The 25,739-nt window shown below is 69.8% G+C and carries 26 protein-coding genes; 13 read left to right on the forward strand and 13 right to left on the reverse strand.

Annotated features, from left to right (window positions below; all coding sequences use genetic code 11):
• Positions 1-75: 75 nt before the first annotated feature.
• Entirely contained in the window at positions 76-1,806 is a 1,731-nt protein-coding gene (locus tag ACEN98_RS32075; RefSeq protein ID WP_413388874.1) for an MFS transporter, read from the forward strand.
• A gap of 100 nt (positions 1,807-1,906) precedes the next feature.
• On the opposite strand, the gene ACEN98_RS32080 is transcribed toward ACEN98_RS32075, so the two are convergent.
• From ACEN98_RS32080 to paoA, 4 genes are read right to left on the reverse strand one after another with little or no spacing between them, the layout of a single operon-like run.
• Entirely contained in the window at positions 1,907-2,248 is a 342-nt protein-coding gene (locus tag ACEN98_RS32080; RefSeq protein WP_413388875.1) for a response regulator, read from the reverse strand.
• Positions 2,245-4,449, reverse strand: a complete 2,205-nt coding sequence (paoC, locus tag ACEN98_RS32085) for an aldehyde oxidoreductase molybdenum-binding subunit PaoC (protein ID WP_413388876.1) — start codon at positions 4,447-4,449, stop codon at positions 2,245-2,247. The genes ACEN98_RS32080 and paoC overlap by 4 nt, the downstream gene beginning before the upstream one ends.
• A 10-nt stretch (positions 4,450-4,459) precedes the next feature.
• Positions 4,460-5,413 carry an FAD binding domain-containing protein gene (locus ACEN98_RS32090; RefSeq protein WP_413388877.1) on the reverse strand — a complete coding sequence of 318 codons (954 nt, stop codon included), beginning with the start codon at positions 5,411-5,413 and terminating at the stop codon, positions 4,460-4,462.
• Positions 5,410-6,069, reverse strand: a complete 660-nt coding sequence (gene paoA / locus ACEN98_RS32095) for an aldehyde dehydrogenase iron-sulfur subunit PaoA (protein WP_413388878.1) — start codon at positions 6,067-6,069, stop codon at positions 5,410-5,412. Before paoA ends, ACEN98_RS32090 begins: the two co-directional genes overlap by 4 nt.
• 242 nt (positions 6,070-6,311) lie before the next feature.
• Between paoA and ACEN98_RS32100 the strand changes: the two genes are divergently transcribed.
• The 9 genes from ACEN98_RS32100 (at position 6,312) to ACEN98_RS32140 (ending at position 16,039) form a co-directional block, all read left to right on the forward strand.
• Positions 6,312-6,707, forward strand: coding sequence for a hypothetical protein (locus tag ACEN98_RS32100; protein ID WP_413388879.1), 396 nt, complete (start codon positions 6,312-6,314; stop codon positions 6,705-6,707).
• Positions 6,691-7,488 (forward strand): DUF2145 domain-containing protein, encoded by a 798-nt coding sequence (locus ACEN98_RS32105; protein ID WP_413388880.1) that lies wholly within the window; start codon positions 6,691-6,693, stop codon positions 7,486-7,488. The genes ACEN98_RS32100 and ACEN98_RS32105 overlap by 17 nt, the downstream gene beginning before the upstream one ends.
• Positions 7,489-7,587: 99 nt before the next feature.
• A complete protein-coding gene (locus ACEN98_RS32110; protein WP_413388881.1) occupies positions 7,588-7,848 on the forward strand; it encodes a hypothetical protein in 261 nt (86 codons plus the stop codon).
• Positions 7,845-8,882, forward strand: coding sequence for a HupE/UreJ family protein (locus ACEN98_RS32115; protein ID WP_413388882.1), 1,038 nt, complete (start codon positions 7,845-7,847; stop codon positions 8,880-8,882). The genes ACEN98_RS32110 and ACEN98_RS32115 overlap by 4 nt, the downstream gene beginning before the upstream one ends.
• Positions 8,883-8,958: 76 nt before the next feature.
• Complete coding sequence (locus ACEN98_RS32120) at positions 8,959-9,369, forward strand: GntR family transcriptional regulator (RefSeq protein WP_413388883.1); 411 nt, start codon at positions 8,959-8,961, stop codon at positions 9,367-9,369.
• The gene (locus ACEN98_RS32125) at positions 9,366-10,286 is read left to right on the forward strand and encodes an ABC transporter ATP-binding protein (RefSeq protein ID WP_413388884.1); all 921 of its coding nucleotides are present in this window, start codon (positions 9,366-9,368) and stop codon (positions 10,284-10,286) included. The genes ACEN98_RS32120 and ACEN98_RS32125 overlap by 4 nt, the downstream gene beginning before the upstream one ends.
• 9 nt (positions 10,287-10,295) lie before the next feature.
• Positions 10,296-12,152, forward strand: coding sequence for a hypothetical protein (locus ACEN98_RS32130; protein WP_413388885.1), 1,857 nt, complete (start codon positions 10,296-10,298; stop codon positions 12,150-12,152).
• Positions 12,149-14,113, forward strand: a complete 1,965-nt coding sequence (locus ACEN98_RS32135) for a CocE/NonD family hydrolase (RefSeq protein ID WP_413388886.1) — start codon at positions 12,149-12,151, stop codon at positions 14,111-14,113. The genes ACEN98_RS32130 and ACEN98_RS32135 overlap by 4 nt, the downstream gene beginning before the upstream one ends.
• Positions 14,114-14,329: 216 nt before the next feature.
• On the forward strand, positions 14,330-16,039 hold the full coding sequence (locus tag ACEN98_RS32140) for a diguanylate cyclase (RefSeq protein WP_413388887.1): 1,710 nt from the start codon (positions 14,330-14,332) through the stop codon (positions 16,037-16,039).
• Positions 16,040-16,114: 75 nt separating this feature from the next.
• On the opposite strand, the gene ACEN98_RS32145 is transcribed toward ACEN98_RS32140, so the two are convergent.
• Complete coding sequence (locus ACEN98_RS32145; RefSeq protein ID WP_413388888.1) at positions 16,115-16,417, reverse strand: DUF5710 domain-containing protein; 303 nt, start codon at positions 16,415-16,417, stop codon at positions 16,115-16,117.
• A 123-nt stretch (positions 16,418-16,540) separates the two neighbouring features.
• Here ACEN98_RS32145 and ACEN98_RS32150 point away from each other — a divergent pair, with 123 nt between their 5' ends.
• Positions 16,541-17,038 (forward strand): GNAT family N-acetyltransferase, encoded by a 498-nt coding sequence (locus ACEN98_RS32150; protein WP_413388889.1) that lies wholly within the window; start codon positions 16,541-16,543, stop codon positions 17,036-17,038.
• Between the two features lie 3 nt (positions 17,039-17,041).
• Here the strand turns inward: ACEN98_RS32150 and ACEN98_RS32155 are convergent, their stop codons facing one another.
• The 8 genes from ACEN98_RS32155 to ACEN98_RS32190 all read right to left on the reverse strand — a co-directional run bounded on the left by ACEN98_RS32155 (position 17,042) and on the right by ACEN98_RS32190 (position 23,562).
• On the reverse strand, positions 17,042-17,398 hold the full coding sequence (locus ACEN98_RS32155) for a DUF1622 domain-containing protein (protein WP_413388890.1): 357 nt from the start codon (positions 17,396-17,398) through the stop codon (positions 17,042-17,044).
• Between the two features lie 7 nt (positions 17,399-17,405).
• On the reverse strand, positions 17,406-17,771 hold the full coding sequence (locus ACEN98_RS32160; RefSeq protein ID WP_413388891.1) for a c-type cytochrome: 366 nt from the start codon (positions 17,769-17,771) through the stop codon (positions 17,406-17,408).
• Positions 17,768-18,658, reverse strand: a complete 891-nt coding sequence (locus tag ACEN98_RS32165) for a cytochrome c oxidase assembly protein (RefSeq protein WP_413388892.1) — start codon at positions 18,656-18,658, stop codon at positions 17,768-17,770. The genes ACEN98_RS32160 and ACEN98_RS32165 overlap by 4 nt, the downstream gene beginning before the upstream one ends.
• Positions 18,646-18,981 (reverse strand): hypothetical protein, encoded by a 336-nt coding sequence (locus tag ACEN98_RS32170; RefSeq protein ID WP_413388893.1) that lies wholly within the window; start codon positions 18,979-18,981, stop codon positions 18,646-18,648. The genes ACEN98_RS32165 and ACEN98_RS32170 overlap by 13 nt, the downstream gene beginning before the upstream one ends.
• Positions 18,982-18,990: 9 nt before the next feature.
• Entirely contained in the window at positions 18,991-19,632 is a 642-nt protein-coding gene (locus ACEN98_RS32175) for a cytochrome c oxidase subunit 3 (RefSeq protein WP_413388894.1), read from the reverse strand.
• Positions 19,629-21,551, reverse strand: coding sequence for a cytochrome c oxidase subunit I (gene ctaD / locus ACEN98_RS32180; protein ID WP_413388895.1), 1,923 nt, complete (start codon positions 21,549-21,551; stop codon positions 19,629-19,631). The genes ACEN98_RS32175 and ctaD overlap by 4 nt, the downstream gene beginning before the upstream one ends.
• Complete coding sequence (gene coxB / locus ACEN98_RS32185) at positions 21,548-22,537, reverse strand: cytochrome c oxidase subunit II (protein WP_413388896.1); 990 nt, start codon at positions 22,535-22,537, stop codon at positions 21,548-21,550. Before coxB ends, ctaD begins: the two co-directional genes overlap by 4 nt.
• 107 nt (positions 22,538-22,644) lie before the next feature.
• Positions 22,645-23,562 (reverse strand): polysaccharide deacetylase family protein, encoded by a 918-nt coding sequence (locus ACEN98_RS32190; RefSeq protein ID WP_413388897.1) that lies wholly within the window; start codon positions 23,560-23,562, stop codon positions 22,645-22,647.
• Between the two features lie 121 nt (positions 23,563-23,683).
• Here ACEN98_RS32190 and ACEN98_RS32195 point away from each other — a divergent pair, with 121 nt between their 5' ends.
• Together ACEN98_RS32195 and ACEN98_RS32200 are read left to right on the forward strand one after the other, a co-directional pair.
• Positions 23,684-23,818 carry a hypothetical protein gene (locus tag ACEN98_RS32195; RefSeq protein WP_413388898.1) on the forward strand — a complete coding sequence of 45 codons (135 nt, stop codon included), beginning with the start codon at positions 23,684-23,686 and terminating at the stop codon, positions 23,816-23,818.
• Positions 23,819-23,910: 92 nt separating this feature from the next.
• A complete protein-coding gene (locus ACEN98_RS32200; RefSeq protein ID WP_413388899.1) occupies positions 23,911-25,638 on the forward strand; it encodes a glycoside hydrolase family 9 protein in 1,728 nt (575 codons plus the stop codon).
• Positions 25,639-25,739 lie beyond the last annotated feature (101 nt).

The following is a 25,739-nucleotide window of genomic DNA, read 5'->3' on the forward strand; positions in this document are numbered from 1 at the left end:
CACACCGCAAGATTTGACACATCCGGGCGGCGCGCGGAGGTTACACTGACCCCGAAAGAACCGACTGGAGACGACATGACGGCAGCCCTCCCGAGATCCCCCGCCTGGTCCGCCCGCTACCTGCTGTTCATCGCCGGCATGGGCGGCCTGTTGTACGGCATCGACGTCGGCATCATCGCGGGCGCACTGCCTTACCTGGAATCGACGGCCGCGCTGGCGTGGAAGCTCAATGCCCAGCAACTCTCCTTCGTCGTGGCGGCCGTGCTGCTCGGGTCCGTGCTGTCGTCGCTGTTCGCCGGCCTGCTCGCCGACGTCATCGGGCGCCGCCCCGCGATGGTCGTCTCGGGCGCGCTGTTCGTCGCCAGCATCCCGCTGATCGCGCTCGCGGACGGCTATGCCGCGCTGTTGTGCGGCCGCCTGCTGCAGGGCGTGAGCGGGGGCCTCGTCGGCGTGATCGTGCCGCTGTATCTCGCCGAATGCCTGCCGGCGGACCGGCGCGGCCGCGGCGCCGCGCTGTTCCAGCTGCTGCTCACGGTGGGCCTCGTGGCTGCCGCCGTGATCGGGCTCGTGCAGGCGCACAGCGTGCAGGTCGCGACGGAAGCCGCGGTGGCGCTCCCGGAATCGGCCCGCGCCGCCGCCGTGCTGGCGGCCAAGGACCACGCGTGGCGCGGCATCTTCTGGATGTGCCTCACGCCCGGCATCGTATTCACCCTGGGCTGCCTGCTGCTGGCGGAGTCGCCGCGCTGGCTCGCGCAGCGCGGCGCGCGCGCAGCCGCGCCCACGCGCAGGCACACGAATGCAACCGGTGTGACGGACCCGCTGCTGTCGCGCCGCTACGTGCTGCCGTTCCTGCTGGCCTGCCTGATCCTCGCCTGCAACCAGGCGACCGGCATCAATTCGGTGCTGGCATACGTCGTCAACATCCTCAACCGCGCGGGCCTGTCCGGCTCCAGCGCCAACCTCGCGGACGTGCTGCTGAAAGTGCTGAACGCGCTGATGACCATCGTCGCGGTGCTGCTCGTGGACCGCAAGGGCCGCCGCTTCCTGCTGATGGTGGGCACGGCCGGCATCGTCGTCGCGCTGCTGGCCGTCGGCCTGCTGTTCCGCGCCAACGAGTCGCAGCAGCGCGACGTGCTCGCGCAGGTAACAACGCAGGTGCGCGACGACGGCCTGGCGCTGCGCCTCGACGCCCCGACCCTGCGCGCGCTGGGCGCCGATTCGGCCGGCCCGCCGCAGGTACTGACGGTCGCCTATGCCTACGGCCCGTTCACGAACGTGGCCAGCATCCGCAGCGACGATCCGGCGCTCCCGCGCCTGGACGCGCGCCGCGCCGACACCGTGCAGCCGGACAGCGTGATCGGCGCCGCATTCCGCCGCCTGCACCTGAACCCATTTCCCGACCCGGCCGCGGCGGCCACCGCGCCGCTCGCCATCGAGACGGCGCGCCTCGGTCCGCTGCCCACGACGGGCCACGGGTGGTTCGTCGCGGCGGCGATCTGCCTGTTCGTCGCCAGCTTCGCCATCGGGCCGGGCGTGTGCGTGTGGCTCGCGCTGTCCGAGCTGATGCCGACGCGGATCCGCTCGAACGGCATGAGCATCGCGCTCTTGATCAACCAGTTCGTGTCGACGTCGATCGCGGCCGTGTTCCTGCCGACCGTCGGCCGCCACGGCTATTCCACGATCTTCTTCTTCGGCGCCGCGTGCACGGTCGTGTACTTCCTCGCGTCCGCGTTCCTGCTGCCCGAGACGCGCGGCAAGACGCTGGAGGAGATCGACGCCTTTTTCGCGCGACCGGCCGCCAAGTAGAGGAAACTCGTCATTCCCGCGAAAGCGGGAATCCATACTGACTTACCGAATTCCGCACATCGAAAAATCAGTGGCCATTCAACGGAGCGGCTTCGGCACTTCAGCATGGGTTCCCGCCTGCGCGGGAACGACGTCGCGTAGCTGCTCGCGCCAGGCCGTAGCCGCTGACGGCGACCAGCGGCATGTCCGCCATGCCGGGCAGCGCGCGCAGGCGGCGTGCCAGCTCGTGGCCGTCGAATTCGGGCAGGCCGATGTCGAGCACGCACACGTCCGGGTGCCGCTCGGCCGCGTACGCGAGCGCCTCGGCCGGGGCGGCGGCGCCCCCAGGGGAGATGCCGTCCAGTCCCGCGCGCGCAGGATGCGCCCGCCGCCCGATGCGGACAGGCCGCCGGCGGAATCGTTCATGGTGGCGTGGCCAAAGGTTCCATCCTGCCGGGGTCACGGATATCGGGGCATCCCGGGCAGCAGCTTGTCGAGCGTGACCGGATAGTCGCGCACCCGCACGCCGGTCGCGTTGTAGATGGCGTTCGCCACCGCCGCCGCCACGCCGCAGATCCCCAGCTCGCCCACGCCCTTCGCCTTCATCGGCGACGAGAGCGGGTCCGTCTCGTCGAGGAAGACGACCTCCTGGTGCGGGATGTCGGCGTGCACCGGCACTTCGTAGCCTGCCAGGTCGTGGTTGACGAAGAAGCCGACGCGCTTGTCGACGACGAGATCTTCCATCAGCGCGGCACCGACGCCCATCGTCATCGCGCCGATCACCTGGCTGCGCGCGGACTTCGGATTCAGGATGCGCCCGGCCGCACACACGGCCAGCATGCGCCGCACGCGCACTTCCGCCGTCGCCGCATCGACGGCCACTTCGACGAAGTGGGCGCCGAACGTCGACTGCTGGTACTTCTTGTCGAGGTCACCGTATTCCATCGTATCTTCGCCGATCACGTCGGCGTCGCGCGCCGCATGCTCCAGCGGCAGCGCCTTGCCGCCGGCGCGCACCATGCCGCCGCTGAAATCGGCCTGTGCCGGGTCGAGGCCCAGCTTCTTCGCCACGTTCTCGCGCAGCTTCACGCACGCGGCGTACACGCCGGCCGTCGAACTGTTGCCGCCCCACTGGCCGCCGGAGCCGGCCGACACGGGATATGCGGAATCTCCCAGCCGCACCGTCACGCGCGCCAGCGGTACGCCCAGCATCTCGGCCGCCGTCTGGCCGATGATGGTATAGGTGCCGGTGCCGATGTCCGTCATGTCCGTTTCGACGGTGACGGTGCCGTCGCGCTCCAGGCGCACGCGCGCCGCCGACTTCATCACGAGGTTGTTGCGGAACGCGGAGGCCATGCCGTAGCCCACGAGCCAGCGGCCGTCGCGCACCTGGCCCGGCTTGGCATTGCGCCTGTTCCAGCCGAAGCGCTCCGCGCCGATGCGCAGCGTGTCGACGAAACGCCGCTGCGAGAACTTGCGGCCCGGCTGTTCCGGATCGACGGTCGTGTCGTTCACGATGCGCAGCGTGACGGGATCCATCTGCAGTTTTTCCGCCAGCTCGTCCATCGCGATCTCCAGCGCCATCATGCCCGGCGCCTCGCCCGGCGCGCGCATCGCATTGCCTTCCGCGAGGTCGAGCACGGCGAGCCGCATCTGCGTGAAGCGGTTCGGACCCGCGTACAGCAAGCGGGTCTGGTTCACCGCGGTCTCCGGCCCGCCGTCCGGCAGGTCGCCCGACCAGCTCTCGTGCGCGATCGCCGTGATGCGGCCTTCGCGCGTGGCGCCGATGCGGATGTGCTGGATCGTCGCCGGCCGGTGCGTCGTGTTGTTCATCATGAGCGCGCGCTGCAACGCGACCTTCACGGGCCGGCCGGCGGCCCTGGCGCCGAGCGCGGCCAGCAGCGCTTCCGACCGGAGGAACAGCTTGCCGCCGAAGCCCCCGCCGATGTAGGGCGACACGAGGCGCACGTTTTCCGCGGGGATGCCGAGCGTCCGCGCCATGTCCTTCTTGCCCCAGTTGATCATCTGGTTGGCGGTGTACAGGGTCAGCGTGTCGCCCTGCCACACGGCCGTCGACGCGTGCGGTTCCATCATCGCGTGCGTCTGGTCCGGCGTTGTATAGGTCGCGTCCAGTTTCACCGGCGCGGACGCGAAGGCGGCCTCGAAGTTGCCGACCTTCGTCGTCGATTTCGCCTTGTCCTTGCTGGCCGGGCCGGCCGCGTTCATCGCCGCTTCGAGGTCGTAGACGCCGGTGACCGGCGCATACTCCACGTGCAGCAGCGCCGCGGCGGCGCGCGCCTGTTCGAACGTCTCCGCGACGATCAGCGCCACGGCCTGGTGGTAGTGCTGGATCTCCGGCCCGCCCAGCAGGTGCGCCGTGTTGTACTTGCCCTTGGCGAGCTTGCCCGCGTTTTCGTGCGTGACCACCGCGAGCACGCCGGGCGCGGCCCGCGCGGCACGCGTGTCGATGCGCCTGATGGTGCCCTTGGCGATGGCCGCGCCGACGACCCAGCCGTACGCGGCATTCGGCGCCACCTTGTGCTGTTCGTACGCGTACGGCGCCGTGCCCGTCGTCTTGAACGGGCCGTCGATGCGGTCGGTCGGCTTGCCGACGACCTGCAGGCGGTCGATGGGATTCGTGGTGGCGGGAGTCGTGAATTTCATGGCTGCCTCCTCATGCCTTGCGTGCATCCGCCAGCACGGACGCCAGCGTGCGCTGGACCAGCGGGACCTTGAACGCGTTGTCGTTCGTGACGCGCACACCGGCCAGCAACTGGTCGGTCACGGCCTGCGCGCCGCGCGGCATGGCGGATTCCGCTGCCGGCACGCGCCACGGCCGGTGCGCGACGCCGCCCAGCGCCACGCGCCCGCTGCCATCCGGCTGCACGACCGCGGCGACGGCGACGAGCGCGAACGCATACGACGAGCGGTCGCGCACCTTGTGGTAGTAGTGTTTGCCGCCCAGCGGCTTCGGCAAGGTCACCGCCGTGATCAACTCGCCCGGCGCGAGCGTGTTCTCGATGTGCGGCGTGCCGCCCGGCAGGCGATAAAAGTCGGCGATGGGGATCGTGCGCGCCGAGCCATCCGGACGCACCGTTTCCACGCCCACGTCCAGCAGCTGCATCGCAACGGCCATGTCGCTCGGGTGCGTGGCGATGCACGCCTCGCTGTGCCCGACGATCGCGAGCTGGCGCGTAAAGCCGCCGATGGCGGAGCAGCCGCTGCCCGGCCTGCGCTTGTTGCACGCCATGTTCGTGTCGTAGAAGTACGGGCAGCGGGTGCGCTGCAGCAGGTTGCCCGCCGTCGTCGCCTTGTTGCGCAGCTGCGCCGACGCGCCCGCGAGCAGCGCGCGCGACAGCACGGCATAATCGCGTCGCACGCGTGCATCGGCCGCGAGGTCCGTGTTGCGCACGAGCGCACCCACGCGCAGGCCGCCGTCCGGCGTCGGCGCTATCCTGTCGAGGCCCAGGCCGTTGACGTCGACGAGGTGCGGCGGCGTTTCGATCTCCAGTTTCATCAGGTCCAGCAAATTGGTCCCGCCCGCGATGAAGCGCGCGCCGGGATGCTGCGCGGCGGCGGCCGCCGCTTCGGCCGGGGTGCGGGCGCGCTGGTACGTGAACGCCTTCATGCCGGCCTCCCCGCATACTCCGAGATCGCATCGATGATGTTCGAGTACGCGCCGCAGCGGCAGATATTGCCGCTCATGCGCTCGCGCAGCTCGGCCGCCGACAGCAGCGGCTGCGCGTCCAGGTCCGCGCTGACGTGGCTCGGGATGCCGCGCCGGAGCTCGTCCAGCGCCGCGACCGCCGAGCAGATCTGGCCCGGCGTGCAGTAGCCGCACTGGTAGCCGTCGTGCTTCACGAACGCGGCCTGCAGCGGATGCAGCTTGTCCGGCGTGCCGAGGCCTTCGATGGTCGTGACGTCCGCGCCTTCGTGCATCACGGCGAGGCTGAGGCAGGAATTGATGCGGCGGCCGTCCACGATGACCGTGCAGGCGCCGCACTGGCCCTGGTCGCAGCCCTTCTTGGTGCCCGTCAGGCGCAGGTGCTCGCGCAACATGTCGAGCAAGGTGGTGCGCGTGTCGAGGTCCAGCTCGTAGCGCTGGCCGTTCACGCGCAGCGCCACCCTGGCCGTGACCGGCGCCGGCGTGGCGGCGGCGGGCGCCTGTCCCGTTTCCGGTCCCTGGGCGGACGCCATGGGCGGCAATGCCGCGGCCGTGGCGGACAGCGCGCCACCGATCAGCAGGTCGCGCCTCGTCTGGTTGATGTCGCTCGAGTCGATCATGGGTACGCTCCCTCCTGTGTACGGCATCGTCGTCAGATTGCGCATATTAAATCCGATCGGCCGAGTACCCGTGCACGATACGCGCGTCCATGCGTAAATTCGGCATTTCCAACCAGGTCGCCGCCGGCCGGTAGCACATTCCGATACCGCCAGGCGCACACCGCGCGCCTGGCGCGGCGCGGCCTTGGCCCGGACCGTTGCGACGTGCAAGATGGCGCCACGTTCAAAAACAAGGAGGAACCATGAAGCGCGTGTTGCTTGCAACCCTGTTTGGCCTGGCCTGTGCGAGTGCCCATGCGGCCGAGGCGTCGGCCCCGTCGCGTGCCGCCAGCGAGCTCGTTGGCAGCGTCGCACTCGGCTCGATCGCCGTCGTGGGCGTCACCGGCAGCGCCGTCGTGGCGAGCGTCGAAACGGTGGGCGACGGCATCGAGGTCGTGCTGGAGGGCGCGGGCCAGGCCAGCCGCGCCACCGTCCGGCTGTCCGGCGCGGCGGCGCGCGGCCTGTCGATCGGCGCCGGGACCGTGCTCCAGGTGGTTGCCATGTCGGCCGGCCATGCGCTGGCCCTGTCGGGAAAGGTGATCGCGTTCATCCCGAACGAAGTCGGCCAGGCGTTGCTGCACCATGCGCGCGCTTCGTGACCGCCTCGCGCGGCTGGCCTGCGCCCTGGTCCTTGCGGCAGCGCTGCCCGCGCATGCAGGCCAGGCCTGCCGCGACGAGCCCTTGAGCGTGGACGAAGTGCGCCGCTCGCTGGACCTCGCTCAACGTACGTTCGCCGCCCTCGACGCGAGCGGCGCCAGCGTCGCGATCATCGCCCGCGCGGGCCAGGATCTGAGTCAATACGGGCTGGAATACTCGCACATGGGCATCGTCGTGCGCGACCATGCGGCGGGCCGCTGGACCGTCGTGCACGAACTGAATGCGTGCGGGACGGCGGACTCGGACCTGTTCGTGGAAGGCGTCGGCAACTTCTTCCTGACGGACCTGTACCGCTACCGGGCCCAGGTCGTGATTCCCGGTCCGGACCTGCAGGCGCGCGTGGCGGCCCTCGCCGCCGGGCGCACGGCCCGGCGCCTGCACGAACCGCACTACAACATGCTGTCCTACGTGTACTCGACCCGCTACCAGAATTCGAACCAGTGGGTCCTGGAGACGCTGGCCGCCGCCAGCGCGCCGGCGGGCGCCGTCGAGACGCGTGCCGAGGCGCAAGCATGGCTGAAGGCCCAGGGCTACCGCGTGCCGACGGTCGACATCCCGGCCGTGACGCGCCTGGGCGCCCGCATGTTCCGCGCCAACGTGACGTTCGATGACCATCCGTTCGACCGGCGCATGGCCGGGCAAATCGACACCGTGACGACGAACGCCGTCGTGAATTTCGTGCGGGGACGCGATCCGCAAGCACGCGTGCTCGTCGTCGAATAAATACGCCGATGTGACAATCCTTGAATTTTGCGACACATTCCGGCTGCTATCCTTGCCTCGTTCGACCCAGGAGCGGGGATGGCGCGGACCGGCGCATCTTTGCAAGGATTTACACAAACCGTCAGCATCTTGACGGCCCGCGCGGCCATACTCCGGCGCAGGAAACGACACGAGACCATGCACCTGCCCGCCCTGCCCTACAAACAGCTCGCCGCCAGCCTCGCGCTGGCGGTCCCCATGCTGCTCGCCGCACGCGCCGGCGGCGACGTCGTCCCGGTGCGGGCGCCGCTCGTGCGCGTCGCCGCCGCGCCCGCGCCCGCGCTCCACCCGCCGGCGCCCAGCGCCGCGCATGCGCGATGAGCCTCCTCCTTCGCCTCGTCCTCGCCTGGCTCGCGCTGGCCTGGTCCGGCAGCGCCGCGGCATCCGGCTCGGAAGTGCTGCTCGAATTCCGCGACGACGCCGTACTGGCCGAACTGCGCCTGCCGCTGCGCGACCTCGCGCTGGCGCTGGGACGGCCGCTGCCGGCCTCGCCGCTGCCGGTGCGGGGCCGCCTGCATGCGGAACTCGCGCGCTACCTCGGCGCGCACATCGACCCCGTCACCGCCGACGGCCGCCACTGGTGGGTGGAATTCGCGGACATGCGCGTTGCCGTCGATGCGGATCCGCGGGTCCTCGTCGCCCACGCGGTCCTCGTGCCGCCCGCCGGCGCCAGCCCGCGCAGCTTCGTGCTCGGCTACGACGCCATCGCGCGCGAGCTGCCCGGCCACCCGACCCGCCTGGCCATCCGCAACGACTGGCACGGCGGCGTGCTCGCCAGCCACCCGGCCACGATCGCGCTGCTGGATGCGCCGCGCGGCCGGGTCGCCGTCGACCGGGGCCCCGACGACGCCTGGCGCGGCTGGCTGGCCGCCTGCAGGCTGGGCGTGCGTCACGCGGCGGACGGCGGACGCTACCTGCTGCTCCTGCTCGTGCTGGCCGCGCCCGCGGCCGTGCGCTCGCCGGCCCTGCTGGCGCGCATCGGCGCCGCGTTCGCACTGGGACAGACGCTCGCGCTGCTGGCGGGCGCGCCCGGCTGGTTCCGGGTGCCCGCCGACATCCTCGACACGCTGGCCGCGGGGGCCCTCGTCTTGGCGGCCGTGCACGCCGTGCGTCCCCTGTTCGCGGGCGGCGAGACATGGTACGCCACCGGCTGCGGCCTGCTGTACGGCCTGGCCGCCGCCGGCACCGTCGGCACGCTGAACCTCGATGGCTGGCAGCTGGCAGCCGCCATCCCCGCGTTCGCCGCCGGGTGCGCGCTCGCGCAGGCGGCACTGCTGGCCGCCACGCTGTCCGTGGCGGTGGCCGCGGGCCCGCTGGTGCGGCGCCGCGCGGCGTGGCTGCCCGCCAGGCGCTGACGCCCCGTCGACAACGCTTGACGACGGCGCAACACCGATGCTACTGTACTATCCGTACTAGTACAGTGAATTCACCATGACCCGACGTGCCCTTTTGATGCTGCAGATCGTGACCGGCGATCCGCGCCCCATCACCCGCCAGATCACCGACGGTATCAAGCGCCAGATCGCAGGCGGCGACCTGATACCGGGCGACGCGCTGCCCAGCGTGCGCGGCCTGGCGCAGCAGCTGTCGATCAATCCGAACACGGTGGCCAAGGCCTATGCCGAACTGACGGCGGAAGGCTGGCTGTTGTCCCGCACCGGGCTCGGATTGTTCGTGGCCGAGCAGCGCCAGCGCCTGTCGGACGAGGAACGCGAACGCCGCCTGGCCGAGGCGGTCGGCCGCTTCGTCAGCGACGTGATCGGCCTCGATTATCCGCAGCAGACCATCCTCGACCGCGTGGCGGCCGACCTTTCCAACTACGAGACGAAAAAAACCGCATGAGCGATTACGCCATCGATACCGAGGACCTGTGCCTCGTCTACAAGCGCAAGCCCGCCCTCGACCACCTGACCTTGCGCCTGCCGCGCGGCGGCATCCACGCCTTCGTGGGCGCCAACGGCGCCGGCAAATCGTCGCTGTTCCGCGTGCTGCTCGGCTTCGAGCCCGCCGCCAGCGGCAGCGCGCGCATCCTCGGCCACGACTGCCGCCGCCTGACACCCGCGCTGCGCGAACGCATCGGCTTCGTCAACGAAGAGCACACGCTGCCGGCGTGGATGCGCGTGCGCGACCTGACGCACATGCAGCGCCGCCAGTACCCGCGCTGGAACGACGCGCGCCACGACGACGTGCTGGGCCATTTCAACGTCGAACCCGGCCAGCGCATCGGCGAGCTGTCGCGCGGCGAACGCGCGGGGCTGAACCTGGCCATGGCGCTGGCGCAGGGCCCCGAGCTGCTGATCCTCGACGAGCCCACGCTGGGCCTCGACGTAGTCGCCAAGCGCGCGTTCCTCGACGCCATGCTGCAGGGTACCCTGGACGACGCCGGCGCGACCGTCGTCTACTGCTCGCACCAGATGGACGAGATCGAGCGCGTCGCCGACAACCTCGTGATCCTCGAGCGCGGGCGCATGCGCTACATGAGCGGCCCGGACGACTTCTGCGACCGCATCCGCCTGTGGGTCGCGGCGTTTCCCGCAAAGGTATCCGAAGTCCGCGAATTGCCCGGCGTGCTGCAGGTGCAGGTCATCGACGACCTGACCCACGTCGTCGTGTTCGACCAGGACGACAGCTTCGGCGCACGCCTCAAGCTGCTGGGCGCGCACTCGGTCCAGGCGATGCCGCTGGGCCTGGACCGCGCCGTGAACGCTTTCCTCGCCCACGGTCACGCCCGGCCCGTGGCCAACCTGCTTGCCGCGTAAGGAGATCCCATGCTCGAATTCTTCCTCGCCGAACTGCGCCGTTTCCGGAACGGGGCCGCGGCCTACGCGCTCGCGAATGTCGTCGTCCTGTCCGTATTGCAGCAGATGCTGGACGTCCCCAACGGGCCGGTCGGGCTGCACATCATCATGCTGGGCTTCTACGTGCTGTCCGGCCTCGCCCTCGCGGTCTACCAGTTCGGCAGCTATCGCCAGCCGAGCCGCTGGATCTGGCTGCAGCACAGGCCCGTCCACCGCGCCCGCATCCTCGCGGCCCTCGTGCTGGCCGCGGCCGTGCTGGGCGCCGTGGCCGTGGCGCTGCCCCTGTGCGCGGCGCTGCGCATCCAGGCGCATTACACCCGCAGCGTCGTCGACGCGCGCCACTACGCGGGCGCGGCATACCTCGCGCTGTCCGCATTAACCGCGTGGCTGGCCGGCGGCTACATCACGCTGCACCGCAGCCGCTGGGCATTCGTGGTCTTCGTGCTGCCCGCCGTGCTGACGGTCCGCCTGGCCACCGCCTCGACGGTGCTGGGGCTGACGGCGGCCAGCGCCGTCGTCCTGCTCGGACTCCTCTACACGGTCTTCCGCCCGGGCCGCAGCGCGGCGGACGACACCGTCGCCACCGCCGCCTCCGCCCTGCCGCTGCAGGCGTGTCTGTACGTCGCCCTGTTGTGGGCGGGATCGATGCTGTACCAGGCGGGCCTGGTGGCCACCGGCACGCATCCGCAGGTCATGACGCCGACGCCCGCCGGCGGCCCGACGGCTGCGTACCGCTCGGACCCGGTGCTGCGGATGAGGGCCGCGCTGGCGGGCAGCGCGGATCCGCGCGCCGCCGGGTGGCGGGCCGCGCTGGACGCGGGCACGATGGTGCGCGTCCCGAACGCCATCCACCAGTACGGCGTGCGCGGCATCCTGACGACACAGGGCCAGGTACGGTTCGTCAAGGGCGAAACCCTGTGGACGTTCAGCCACGACCGCATGCAGTACCGCGGCGTCGATCCCCGCGACCGCACGGACCAGGGCACCTTTGGCGCGGGCGGCCCGGGCACGCCCGAACGCTTCGACACGGTGCCGGACGCCCTCGGCGACCGGCAGGGTCTCCTGTGGATGTACGACGCCCACAACCTGTACCGGGTCGAGCAACCGGGCATGCGCCTGCGCCACGTCCTGCGCGTGGATGGTCAGGAACAGGTGGGCGGCGTCGCCGTGCTCGGGCAGCGCATGCTCGTCCTCACCAACCGCCGCGTCGCGATCCTCGCCCCGGCGACCGCGGCCCCCGTCTCCGCGACCGACGTGCGCCTGCCGCTCCCGTATGGCGACCTCGCGCTCGCGGAAGCCGCGCAGGTCCCCGACGGCATGCTCGTGAGCTTCGTGTACGGCCGGCGCCAGTTCGACGGTTCGCCCGCGTCGGACCAGGTGACCTACCTCGTCGACAATACGGGCCGCGTGCTGGAAGTGAGCCGGCGCACGCTGGCGCACGACCTCCCGCCGCTGTTCGAGCACCGCGCGTGGTGGGTGTCGCCCGCGCTGCACGCGCTCGTGACGCTGCCCGACCTGCTGATCGACAACGGCACCGTCCCGGACTACGGCGTGGGCCGGTTCGCGCCCCTGCTGCAGCCGCGTCCGGCCATCGTGTGGGCCGCCGCGCTCGTCGCCGCGCTCCTCGCCGGCGCGGGTGCGGCGTGGTGGACCCGGCGCGCGGGCCTCGGCCGCGCGGCCCGCATCGCGTGGTGCGTGGCGTGCCTGCTGCTCGGCGTGCCGGCGCTGCTGTCGCTGATGCTCCTGCAGCCGCGGCGCCAGGCAGTGACGGCCGGCCGGGGCGCAATCTATACTGGCGGTTTTATCGACCTGCCAAGGAAGTCATGACCCGTCGCTCCCTGCCCGCACGCCTGCCCCTGCTTACCCTGCTGGTGGCCCTCGCGTGTTCCGCCCTGCCCCCGGCCGCCGTCCATGCGGCCGACGACGCGAAGCCCGCCCCGCGCGACCTGCGCGAGACGTACACGAAGTACGAATACCGCATCCCGATGCGGGATGGGACCAAGCTGTTCACCGTGGTCTACGTGCCGAAGGATGCGTCAAAGACATACCCGTTCCTCGTCAACCGCACGCCGTACGGCGCGGGCGTGCAGGCCGAGGGCGAGCTGCACTACGGCGAGGACTGGTTCCCGAAGCAGATCGGACCGTCGAAGGAATTCGAGGACGCGGGCTACATCTTCGTGAAGCAGGACGTGCGGGGCCGCTACATGTCCGAGGGCAGATGGCAGGAGATGACGCCGCACGTGAACCCGCGGCGGGCCGCCGGCGAAGGCCAGGAAAGCCAGGACATGTACGACACGATGGAATGGCTGCTGAAGCACGTCCCGAACAACAACGGCAAGGCCGGCATCTACGGCATCAGCTATCCGGGCTTCTACACGTCCGCGAGCATCATCGATTCGCACCCCGCGATCAAGGCCGCGTCCCCGCAGGCGCCCGTGACGGACCTGTACATGGGCGACGACTCCTACCACGGCGGCGCCTTCATGCTGGCCGCGAACTTCGGCTTCTACGCGTCGTTCACCGAGCAGCAGAACCCGACGCCCCTGCCGAAGACGTGGGCCGACTTCGACTACGGCGCGGCCGACTCGTACGACTTCTTCCTCAAGCACCGCACCTTGACGAACATCCTCGGCACGCTGACGGACAAGCAGCGCGCACTGCTCGCGCCGACGATCGAGCACGACACCTACGACAGCTTCTGGCAGACGCGCGCCATCGCCCCGCATCTGAAAAACGTGAAGGCGGCCGTGCTGACGGTGGGCGGCTGGTTCGACGCCGAGGATCCGCAAGGCCCGTTCACGACCTACCACGCCATCAGGAACAACAACCCGGCCATCTTCAACGGCCTCGTGATGGGCCCGTGGGTGCACGGCGGGTGGGCGCGCTACGACGGCAAGCAGCTGGGCCGCGTGTCGTTCGACAGCAAGACGGGCGAATACTTCCGCCAGCACATCCAGTTCCCGTTCTTCGAACAGCAGCTCAAGGGCGTCAAGCCGGCGCAGCCCATCGCCGAAGTGACCGCGTTCGAGACCGGCTCCAACGTGTGGCGCCGCTACACCGCCTGGCCGCCCGTGCAGGCGAAGGCGCGCACCCTGTACCTCGGTCCGAACGGCACGCTGACGTGGCAGCAGCCCGCCACCGGCGCCGGCTTCGACGAATACGTGTCCGACCCGAACAAGCCCGTGCCGTACATCGGCTACCCGGCCACGTCGGTGCCGCAGGAATACATGGTGTCGGACCAGCGCTTCGCCGCCACGCGCCCGGACGTCCTCGTGTACCAGAGCGAGGTGCTCGACGAGGACGTCACGGTCGCGGGACCCGTCACACCGAAGCTGTTCGTGTCGACCACCGGCACGGACTCGGACTGGGTCGTGAAGCTCATCGACGTGTACCCGGCCGAGTATCCGGCTGGCGAGCAGCCGCCTCGTGGGAACGACAACGACGTGGCGCCGCCGCGCGGCACGCTGGCGGGTTACCAGCAGCTCGTGCGCGCGAATCCGCTGCGCGGCAAGTTCCGCAACGGCTTCGAGCACCCGGAACCCTTCGTGCCCGGCAAGGTCGAGGCGATCAGCTACCACCTGGGCGACGTCAACCACACCTTCCGCCGCGGCCACCGGATCATGGTGCAGGTGCAGAGTTCCTGGTTCCCGCTCGTCGACCTGAACCCGCAGACGTTCGTCACGATCCCGAAGGCGAAGCCGGAAGACTTCAAGGCGGCGACGCAGCGCGTCTACCACGCGGCGCAGACGCCGTCGGGCCTGCAGCTGCTCGTCCTGCCGGCGCACTGAGTCCAGCGGGGTGCAGGGCGGCGGAGTTTGGACAGGCAGGTTTTTTCGTCGGCAAATCCAACACTTTAGTTCCCGCCTTGCGCGTTTTTGAGCAGCATGTCGTATCAATACCGTCATTTCCATCGGTTAAAACTTGAACAAGTTCTAGAAATTGATGCAAAATGACGGCGATGTGCGGCCTCGACGATGCCACCGCACGCCAACCGAGGAGCGGCCGTGCTGGTTACCGACACCCTTCCATCCAAGCGCCCCGGCACATCGTCGGGTAACGGGCTGCGCTGGCTGGCCGCCGTCATCGTCGCGATCCTCATTGGCCTGGCCACGCTGCCGTTCCTCGCCAGCCGCGCGGCCGACACCACGATGGACGCGCTGCAAACCGCCGCGGACAAGCAGCGCGTCTACGACCGCCTGCTGGACCTGCTGACCGACGCCGAGACGGGCCAGCGCGGCTACGTCATCACCGGCGATGCCGGCTTCCTCGATCCGTACAACGCCAGCGCCGCCGCGATCCCTGCCGCCGTGCGCGACCTGAAGCCGCTGGCGGACGGCCGCGGCGAGCAGGCGACGCTGGACGAGATCGAACGGCTGGCGCAGCGCAAGCTGGACGAGCTGGCCGCGACGATTCGCCTGCGCCGCGACGGCGGGTTCGCCGAGGCCGCGGCCATCGTCGGCAACCGCTCCGGCAAGGCGCACATGGACAGGCTGCGGCTGCTGATCGGCGAGCGGTCCGCCGCGCTCGAACGCGAGCGCCTGGCGCTGCGCGACCGGCTGGACACGGCGCTCGGTTACAACACGGTGATCGGCATCTGCGCGGGCGTCGCCAGCATGCTCATCCTCGGCAGCGGCCTGTTCGTCGTCACGCGCAGCCTGCATGCCGGCTCCGAAGCGGCCGACCACGCGCGCCGCCTCGCCGACGCGCAGGCCGACCAGGCGCGCCAGAGCCAGGCCCGCAGCGAACGCCTCACCGTCACCGCCCGGATGCTGCAGGCGATGGACAGCCTGACGCGTACGGACGAATTGCACAATGTGTTGCCGGCCTTCCTGCCCAAGGTGCTGCCCGGCAGCAGCGGCACCGTCTACCTGTACCGCAATTCGCGCGACTACCTGCAGCGCGCCGCGGCGTGGGGCGGCGACCACCATCCCGAGCTCGTCAGCCCGGACCAGTGCTGGGGCCTGCGCTTCGGCCACGCCCATGCGGCCCAGACGGGCGACGACATGCACTGTCCCCATTTGGGCGACGTCCCGCCCGCGCCCGGCCGCACGGACCTGTGCGTGCCGATGATTTCGCAGGGGGAGGTCCTCGGCCTGCTCTCGGTGAGCGTGCCGCAGGGCCCGGACACCGCGGTGGAGCTCGCGGCCGCCACGACCATCAGCGAGCAGCTTGCGATCGGCATCAGCAACATCAACCTGCGCGAGGTCTTGCGGCGCCAGTCCACCGTGGACGAACTGACGGGCCTGTACAACCGCCGCTATTTCGACGAGGCGCTGCGGCGCGAACTGTTCCGCGCCGAGCGCATGCGTGCTTCGCTGGCCGTCGTGATGATCGACCTGGACCACTTCAAGCACATGAACGACACGTACGGCCACGAAGCGGGCGACCTGGTCCTGCGCACCGTCGGGCGCTGCCTGCGCGAAGGCGTGCGCCGCAGCGACATCGCGTGCCGCTACGGCGGCGAGGAACTGGTGCTCGTGCTGCCCGAATGCGACGCGGCGGCCGCGCACACGTGCGCCGAAACGCTGCGCAAGACCATCTCCGCGCTGGACCTGCATCACGGCGAGGTCGCGCTGCCGCAGGTGACCGCGTCGTTCGGCATCGCACTGTGGCCGGCCCACGGCGAGGACGCGCACACGCTCGTGCAATCGGCGGACCGCGCGCTGTACGCCGCCAAGCACGGCGGGCGCAACCGGGTTTGCATCGCGTCGTGAGCCCGTGCCGGAGCCGTCGATCAAGACGGCTGCCCAGGCCATGAGCCTCGCGGTACTGGGCGTGCTGGCGCAGCCTTAACGCTTGAGGAGGGCCGCGCGCGCCTGCTCCCAGGGCGTGCCCGCGAGCGCCTTCGCGCACTCCGCGCAGGGCTCGAACGGATTGCAGGCGTGGTCCAGTTCGATGTAGTTGGCGCCGACCATGCGCTTGGCCGCGGCCGAGTCGGCGCGGCCAGTGGGCGCGCCCTCCTTCAGCCATTTCTGGAAGGGTTCGAGGGCGACGCCCGTGGGCACATACCAGCGCTTGCGGCCGGGATTCCAGCGTGCGCCGAGGGCACGGGCCTCGTCTTTTTCTGCGTAGGGAACGTTCAGGAAAGTCATCCCGCGGATGCTAACCGATCCCGCGCCTGCGCGCAAACACCGACTGTGACAACGAGGCTTTTCGCACTTGCCCATGCGATTTTCCATTATGATCGTCTTCCCCTTTTCTTTCCGGACCCCGACATGCCCGCCATCCGCACCCTGCACCCCGACGACTGGCCCATCTACCGCGACCTGCGCCTGCGCGCGCTGGCCGACTCGCCCCAGGCATTCGGCAGCACCTTTGCCGAGGAATCGCAACGCACGGACGACATCTGGGCCGCACGCCTGGCCGCCCCCGCGCTCGGGTCGCACCTGCAGGGCTGGCCGTTCGCGGTGGAAGTCGACGGGACGCCCGTCGGCCTCGCATGGGTCAAGATGGAAGGCGCGCACGCCAGCATCTACCAGGTGTGGGTGGCGCCCGAGGCGCGCGGACGCGGCGTGGGTGCCGCGCTGCTGGACGCCGCCATCACGTGGGCCCGCGCACGCAAGGCGGCGGAAGTCCGGCTCGACGTGACGGCCGGCGACGGCGCGGCCGCGCGGCTCTATCGCCGCATGGGTTTCGTCGACGTGGGCGCGCCCGTGCCGATGCCCGGCAGGACGACGTTCGAACAGGCGATGGTGCTCACGCTGGGCGCGTAAGCGTCAGGCCGGCGGCTGCTCCGCGCTGGCCGCTTCCTCCTTCATCTCGCGATTGAGGAAGTAGTTCAGCGCCGTCCGGATCACGGCGATGGCGGCAAGCTTGCCGATGCGGTCCCACGTCGGCGCGACGGACGTCGACAGGACGTCGGCCGCCAGCTGCAGTTCCAGCGCCAGCGTGAGGTAGCGCGCGAACGCCAGCCGGATCGGAATGAAGCTGCCGCCCCGGGCCAACGCGTAGCGCACGAGCCCCACGACGACGATCACGACACCGGCCGCGATCACGCACGCACCCAGCGCTTCCACCAGCAGGCGCAGCCACTCCACCCAGGCGCGCACCTGTTGTTCCGTCTGTTCGAACATTCGACTCCTATTGGCTGTACAGATAAGCGGCCATGTCGCGCGCCTCGGCACCTGTGACGCCCAGCTCCGGCATCGCGGTATTCGGGACCACCTGGCGCGGATGCTGGATCCACTTCATCAGGTTGTCCGCGTTGTGCGGCATGACGCCCGCAATATAACCGCGCGCACGGATCTCGTCGAGGGGCGGGCCGACCTGGCTGTCCGCGTGGGCGATCCCCTTGATCTTGTGGCAGCTCGCGCAGCCGTACCGTGCCAGCAGTTCGCGGCCGTGGCGCGGATCGCCGCCCGTGACCGGCTCCGTCTTCGGTGGCGTCTTCGAGCAGCCGGCCAGCACGGCCGCGCACATCAGGACGGCGAGTGTGCGCCCCGTCATGGCCGCACCTCCGCAGGACCCGTGCGCAGCCAGCGGGCGCACAGCACGAGGCCCGCGACCAGGTAGGCCAGGCCGCCCGGGATCCACATGATGAGGCCACCCAGCTGCTGGTCTTCGAGCGGAGTCAAACCGAACAGCTGCGCGCGGTTGCCGTACAGCGGATACCAGATCGTCTCCGACATGGTGAACAAGGCGCCGAGAGCGCCCGTGTGCATCATCGTCGTGAACAGGTAAAAGATGGCGCCCCCGCGGCCGTGATGCCCACCCTCGCGCCCCAGCACGGCCCACCAGAACAGCAGCGCCGTGGCGAGGAAGCTCGTGTGCTGCAGCGCGTGCATGCCGTTGTCGGCCAGCGCCAGCTGGAAGCACGCCGGCACGTGCCACATCCACAGCGCGGCGAAGTGCAGCAGCCATGCATTCACGGGCGCCGTCAGCGCACCCCACGCGGCGCGCACGGCGGGCCCGCGCGTCGCGGCCGCGATGCGCAACCGTCCCCCGGGCCCGAACGCCCACAGCCACAGCGCGAGCGGGCGGCCCAGCACGAGCAGCGGCCCCGCCACGATCATCAGGATCTCGTGCTGCACCATGTGCGCGGAAAACGCATGGCTGCCGGCGCCGTCCAGCGGCGACGCGAGCGCCAGCACGAGCATGATCCAGCCCGCGCCGAACCACGCGGCCTGGCGTGCCAGCTGGCGGCGTGCCCCCTGCGCGCGGGGCCATAGACGTCTCAGGCCCGCCGCGTACAGCAGCAGCGACAGCGCCAGCAAGCTCACGACCCACCATTCCGCACCCCAGTCGAGCGCCGGGCCGGCCGCCAGCTCGGCCTGGACGTCGTGGGCGCGTGCCGCGAGCGGTGCGAAAGTCAGTAAGGCGATCAGGCGGCGCATGGCGACAGCACCCACTGCGGAAACCATTGCGCCAGCACGGCGAGGCAGGACAGCGCGCCGACCAGCGCGGCCACGAGCGCGACGAACGGCGGCCGGTCCGGCACGCGGTCGCGCGCGGCTTCGCGTCCCAGGCTGCGCCCTTCTCTCCAGTTGCGCCACGCGGCCCAGCTCATCCACACGCACACGGCCAGCACGACGGCCGTGACGGCGTTCGGCGCCACCATCGACTGGCGCGTGCACGCGGGCGTCACGAGCGCATACGTGATGGACAGGTTCGTGAGCGCCAGCGTGGGCGCGAGCAGCAGTGCCGGCCAGTTTCCCATCGTCCCTCCCTAAAAACGTGCGCCCCAGTAGATGACCGCGTAGATCGGCAGCCAGCTGAGGACGACGAAATACCAGTAGCCCGCGTTTTCGCTGACGTCCACGAAGCGCTTGCCTTCGTGCGGCCCGGTGAACATCAGCACCGTCAGCACGAGCGAATCGTAGGCGTCGGTGATGAGGTGCGTCGTGTGCAGGCCGAGCAGCATCCACACGACGGAGCCGTAGGCATCGGTGTCCCAGCGCGTGTTCAGCGCGCCGAACTCGAACACGCGCACGGTGAGGAAGCCGACCGACACCAGCATGCACACGGTCAGCCACAGCCGCACGCCCGCGAGGTCGAGTCGCTCGGCCGCCTGTTTCGCCTTCTGGTTCGGCCACAGGCTCGCCAGCATGATCGCCGTGTTGACGGTCCCCCAGAGCAGGTCGGGCGGGAAGCGGCTCATCGGCCACACGGTGGCGTGGCTGCGCAGGTAGAAGTAGGCCATGATCGTCAGCGCGAACACGGTGCTCTCGACGGCGACGAGGCCCATCGTGCCCCACCACATCGGGCTGCGCGTGCCGAACGCGAACGTCGGGAAGTTGGACACGTCGAGTGCCGCGCCGCGCTGTACCGCCTCCTTGCCCGACTTGCGGTTTTCGCTGGACGCGCTCATGGTGCGGACTCCGAATGCACGCGCTGCTCGACCACGGCGCGCCTGGGCCAGAACCACAGGGTCGCGCCGATCGCCACCGGCGCGGCGGCCCAGACGACGGCCCATGGCGTATAGATGGAGCCGACGAACAGGATCGTCGTCGCCACCGCCGACAGGAACGGCCAGATCGACGACGACGGCATCCACAGGCGGTGGTCCGGCTCGGCGTCGGTCACGGTCGTGACGAGGACTTCGCGCCAGTCGTTCGACATGCCGCTGACGTGCGTCGGTTCGACCTGCGGCTGCCACAGCGGATAGCGTCCGTGCACCACGGGGATGACGTCGAAATTCCCCATCGGCGGCGGCGAGGGGACGCTCCATTCGAGCGTGCCGGCCCCCCAGGGATCCGGGCCGGCCATCGGGCCTTTGCGCAGGCTGTGCGCGACGTTCACGAGGAACAGCAGCATGCTGATGCCGATCGTCGCGGCGCCGATGCTGGACAGGAGGTTCAGGTCGCCCCACCCCATCTCGGCCGGATACGTGTACACGCGACGCGGCATGCCCCACAGGCCGAGCAGGTGCATCGGGAAGAAGGACACGTTGAAGCCGATGAAGAACAGCCAGAAATTCCAGCGGCCCAGGCGTTCGACCAGCATGCGTCCCGTGAACTTGGGGAACCAGAAATAGAACGCGCCGAACAGCGGGAAGACGGCGCCGCCCAGCAGCACGTAGTGCAGGTGCGCGACGACGAAGAAGCTGTCGTGCAGTTGCGTATCGAGCGGCACGGATGCCAGCATCAGTCCGGTCAGCCCGCCCATGACGAGGATGAAGAAGAACGCCAGCACGAACAGCAGCGGCGTCCTGACGTAAACCCGGCCGCTGCCCAGCGTGGCGATCCAGCAGAAGATCTGCACCGCGGTCGGCACGGCGATGACGAGGCTCGCCGCCGTGAAAAACGTCTTGCCCAGCTCCGGCAGGTTGGTCGCGAACATGTGGTGCACCCACAGGCCGAACGCGAGGAACGCGGTCGTCACGAGCGCCAGCACCATCGCCGGGTAGCCGACGACGGGCCGGCGCGAGAAGGTCGCGACGATCGCGGAGATGAAGCCCAGCGGCGGAATGAAGATCAGGTAGACCTCGGGATGGCCGAAGAACCAGAACAGGTGCTGCCACAGCAGCGCATCGCCGCCCTTTTCGGGATTGTAGAACTGCGTGTCGACGAGGCGGTCGGTGATCAGCGCGGTACTGGCCAGCATGACGGCCGGCAGCGCGAACAGCACCATGAACGACGTCACGAGCATGGCCCACACGTACAGCGGCATGCGGTTCAGGCTCATGCCGGGGGCGCGCAGCTTGAGGATGGTCGCGATGATGACGATCGCCTCCATCAGGCCGGAAAGTTCCGTGAACGTGATCATCTGGGCCCAGAAGTCCACGCCCTTGCCGGGCGAATAGCGCAGGCTGGACAGCGGCACGTACGCGAACCAGCCGGCGTCCGGCCCGGCCCCCGCGAAGAAGGCGGCGTACAGCATGATGCCGCCCATGGTGAAGATCCAGTACGCGTAGGCGTTCAGGCGCGGGAACGCGAGGCTGCGCGCGCCGATCATCAGCGGCACGAGGTAAGTGGCGACGGCCTGCATGACGGGGACGGCGAACAGGAACATCATCGTCGACCCGTGCATCGTGAAGAACTGGTTGTACATCTCCGGTGTGACGATGCCGGCGTTCGGCTGCGCCAGCTGCAGGCGGATCAGCAGCGCGAGCACGCCACCCAGCAGGAAGAAGATCATGGTCGTGACCATGAAACGCTTGCTGATCGTCTTGTGGTTGATCGCGGCGAACCAGCCGTACAGTCCGGGCGGGTCGCGCCAGGTGCGTTCCAGCGCCGTGGCGGCGGCCGGGTCGGCCGGCGGAACGAAGCGTGGATCGGATACTTTCATCGGAGGGTCTCCAGGTAAGCCAGCAGGGCTTGCAGGTCGTCGGGGGGCAAGATGTTGGCCGGCATGTTCACGCCCGGCTTGAGCGCCTGCGGATCGCTGATCCAGCCTGCGAGGTGGCCGCGGTTGTTGGGGAACATGCCGGCGCCGATGGTCCGGCGCGACGCGAGGTGCGTGAGGTCCGGCGCGATGCTTCCCTGCGCCCGCGTGCCCGCGATCGCGTGGCAGCGCGCGCAATTCGCGTTCAGGAACACGTCGCGGCCGCGGCGCGCGGCGGCATCCGCCGGGTCGGACGCCGGCCGGCGCTGGTGCGCGGCCCAGGTCTCGTACTGGTCGGACGGCACCGCGTGCACGAGCAGCGCCATCAGCGCATGTTCGAGACCGCAGAATTCGGCGCACTGCCCGCGGTAGGTGCCGGCGCGGTCGGCACGCAGCCGCAGGGTGGCCGTGCGGCCCGGGATCATGTCCTTCTTGCCCGCCAGGTTCGGGATCCACAGCGAATGGATCACGTCATCGGCGCGCAGCGTGACGATGACGGGCCGGCCGACGGGAATCGTCAGCTCGTTCGCCGTCGTGAATTCACGGGCCCCGTCCGCATCGCGGTAGCGCGCTTCCCACCACCACTGGTGGCCGACCAGTTCGATGTCGACGGCATCGCGCAGGGGCAGCCGCGCCAGCGCGCGGCTCGTGAACGCATCGGCCGCCAGCAGCGCGAGCAGGCCCACGATGCACGCGGCGGTGGCCCAGCCGATGCGGTGCCAGATGCGCCGCTCGGGACCTTCCAGGGACGACGTGTCGGGCCGGGTGGCGGCGTCCGCGTCGGGCGCGCACCAGACGGCGATGATCGTCGCGACGACGATGGCCACGAACACGAAGGTGCAGAGCGCCAGCGTACCGTCCCACAGGTCGCCGATGTGGGCCGCCTGGGCGCCGGCGGCGCGCAGCGCATCCTGCATGGCGCTTGCTGGCGCAGCGCGCTGGAATTCCATGTGCCTCCCCGAAACTAAGGTCGAATCTGAATGCCAAAATGTCTACATTGCAGATATACCTTTTTTTCGGCCGTTCCCGCGCACGAATCAACGTGCCGGCGGTCGGATCAGCGGCACAGGGCGTCGAGATTGCCGACCGGTTCGACGGCCGGCAGCCCTGCCAGGTCGATGCCCGCATCCTGCGCGCGCCGCTCGATCATCGCGCCGTTGCCGGCACCCGGACTCGGGGTGCGGTAGGCCGCGTCGGACTGCACCTGGTCCAGCGTCACGTAATGCGCGCCGGCCGCGTCCAGGCGCTTCATCACTTCCGGCAGGGTGGCCGCGCTCCAGGCGCCCATGTGCGTCAGCAGCACCTGCGGGATCATGCGGCCGTACACGCGCTGCGACATCGCCTTCGTGCGCGCCAGTTGCTGGTCGATGCGGCGGTAGTAGCTCGCCTTCATGCCCTCGATCGCGGCCTGGTCGCCCTTCGCCACGCAGCGCGCGTACGTCTCCGTGTACGCCCAGTCGTCGAAGCCGAGGGTCACGTCCGCGACGCGGTAGCCGCGCGCCTTCAGCCACGCCAGCGCATCGTCGTGGCGCGCGCCCTTGCCGCCCGCGTCGAGGAACGGGTAGCGCAACACGTGCCAGTCCTTGCCGGCCATGTATTTTTGCAGCACGGGTTCGTTCTTGCGCACGTCTTCTTCCCAGGCGTCCAGCGACGCCGCCTGCGACAGGCCCATGTGGGTGTAGCCGTGGTTGCCGAGCGGGTAGCCGGCCTTGCGCCACACGTCCAGCGCGGCGGCGCTGTCCGCCTCCCTGCCAAGGGCCACGGCATTGACGAAGCCCCACGCCTCGGGCACGCCGTGCGCCCTGAACGTCGCGATGTGCGAGCGCGCGATGTCGGCGCGGCTGATGTCGGCCGGTTTGGAACCGTGCGAAGGCAGGTCGTCGACGGTGACGGCGACGTCGAAGCGGTCGGCCGGCGCGGCGCCGGCGCTGCCGAAGGCGAGTGCCAGTGCGCACAGGAGGATGGATGGTTTCAAGGCTGTCTCCGTAATTAGTTCGATGAATGCATTATCGACCGGATGGGCGGAAGCAGGCAACGGGCCCGGGAACGATTTAATATCGCATGGATCGACATCCGCTCGACGAAAGGAAATCCGCATGCGGAAACGCCTCGCCGTTGCCCTCCTTGCCGCCGTGATGACCGCGCCCGTCCTCGCCGTGCCGCGCGCCGTCGTCGCCGACCCGCCGCGCGACGGTCGCGCACCGTGCCGAAATGAACGGCGCCCGTATTGACGGGCGTTCCGCGCGATTGGATGATTGACTTTACTTTCGCGGGCGGGGTAGGATGAAATCGATTTCAATTCCATAAGATCCAAGGAGACAGCATGTATTCGTCGCGCCCGCGCCTTCCCACCGCCCTCGCCGTTGCCGCCCTGCTCGCAACGGGCACCGCACACGCAGCGGCCGGCATCGAAGTGAACCAGCTCGGCTTCCTGCCGGCCGCACAGAAGCTGGCCGTCGTGCCGGCCGGCGCGAACGAGCGCTTCAAGGTCGTCGACGCCAGCAGCGGCAAGGCCGTGTTCGAAGGGACGCTGGGCCCGGCCGCGACGTGGGACGCATCGGGCGAGCGCGTGCGCATCGCCGACTTTTCCGGCCTGCGCACGGCCGGCAGCTACCGCGTGACGGTGGCGGGCCAGCCGGATTCGCCCGTCTTCGCGATCGGCGCCGAACCGTATCGCGCGCTGGACGCCGGCGCCATCCGGGCCTACACGCTGAACCGCGCGAGCATCGCGCTGGACGCGCGCGTCGCGGGGCCGTACGCGCGACCGCTGGGCCATCCGGACGACAAGGTGCTCGTGCACGAATCGGCCGCCTCGCCCAGGCGCCCGGCGGGCACCGTGATCTCGAGCCCGAAAGGCTGGTACGACGCGGGCGACTATAACAAATACATCGTCAACTCCGGCATCAGCACGTACACGCTGCTGGCGGCGTACGAACACTTCCCGGCCTGGTTCGACAAGCTCGCCGTCAACTTGCCGGAGTCCGGCAACGGCGTGCCCGACCTGTTGAACGAGGTGCAGTGGAACCTCGACTGGATGATCACGATGCAGGACCCGGACGACGGCGGCGTCTATCACAAGCTGACGAACAAGAGCTTCGACGGCATGGTGATGCCGCACCGCGCGACGGCGCCGCGCTACGTCGTGCAAAAGACGACGGCCGCGGCCCTCGACTTCGCGGCCGTGATGGCGAAGGCAAGCCGCGTGCTGGCGCCGTTCGACGCCAAGGCGCCGGGCCGGTCGCAGCGCTACCTGGCCGCGGCGGAGCGCGCGTGGCGCTGGGCGATCGACCATCCGGCCGTGCTGTATCGCCAGCCGGCCGACATCCAGACGGGCACCTACGGCGACGAGAAGGTCGACGACGAATTCTCGTGGGCCGCGGCCGAGCTGTACATCGCGACCGGCAAGGACGAGTACCGCGCACGCGCCCTTGCGCCGGCGGCGGGCGTGCAGACGGAACCCGGCTGGTCGGACGTGCGCCCGCTCGGCTGGATCTCGCTCGCGCAGCAGGGCGCGCGCCTGAAGAATCCGCGGGACGGGGACGCCGCCCGCAAGCAGATCCTCGCGGCGGCCGACACCTTGCTGGCACGCTGGCAGGCGTCGCCGGCGCGGCTGTCGCTGGCGAAGTCCGACTTTGTCTGGGGCAGCAATGCCGTGCTGCTGAACCAGGCCATGATGCTCGTGCAGGCCTACCGCCTCACGAACAAGGCCGACTACCTGAACGCGGCGCAGTCGGCGCTCGACTACACGCTGGGCCGCAATCCGCTCGGCATCAGCTATGTGACGGGCTTCGGCTCCCGCTCGACCATGCATCCGCACCACCGCCCGTCGGAAGCGGACGGCATCGCGGCGCCGGTCCCGGGCTGGCTCGCGGGCGGTCCGAACCCGGGCCAGCAGGACGCCAAGGATTGCAAGGGCGTGTCGTACGCATCGAAGCAGCCGGCCCTGTCGTACCTGGACCATGGCTGCAGCTACGCCAGCAACGAGATCGCGATCAACTGGAACGCGCCGCTGGTGTACGTGGCGGCCGCGCTGCAAGCGCTCCAGCGCTGACGTGGGACATCCGCGGCTCCACTAACGTCGCCCCCGGGCAAGTGGGGGCCCAAGTTTTCTTGTGCCGACGTGACGCAAGCAGAACCTGGGTTCCCGCCTTC

Origin of the sequence: Massilia sp. CT11-137, from assembly GCF_047302885.1 — a bacterium.
In the GTDB taxonomy this organism is placed as follows: domain Bacteria; phylum Pseudomonadota; class Gammaproteobacteria; order Burkholderiales; family Burkholderiaceae_D; genus Telluria; species Telluria orientalis.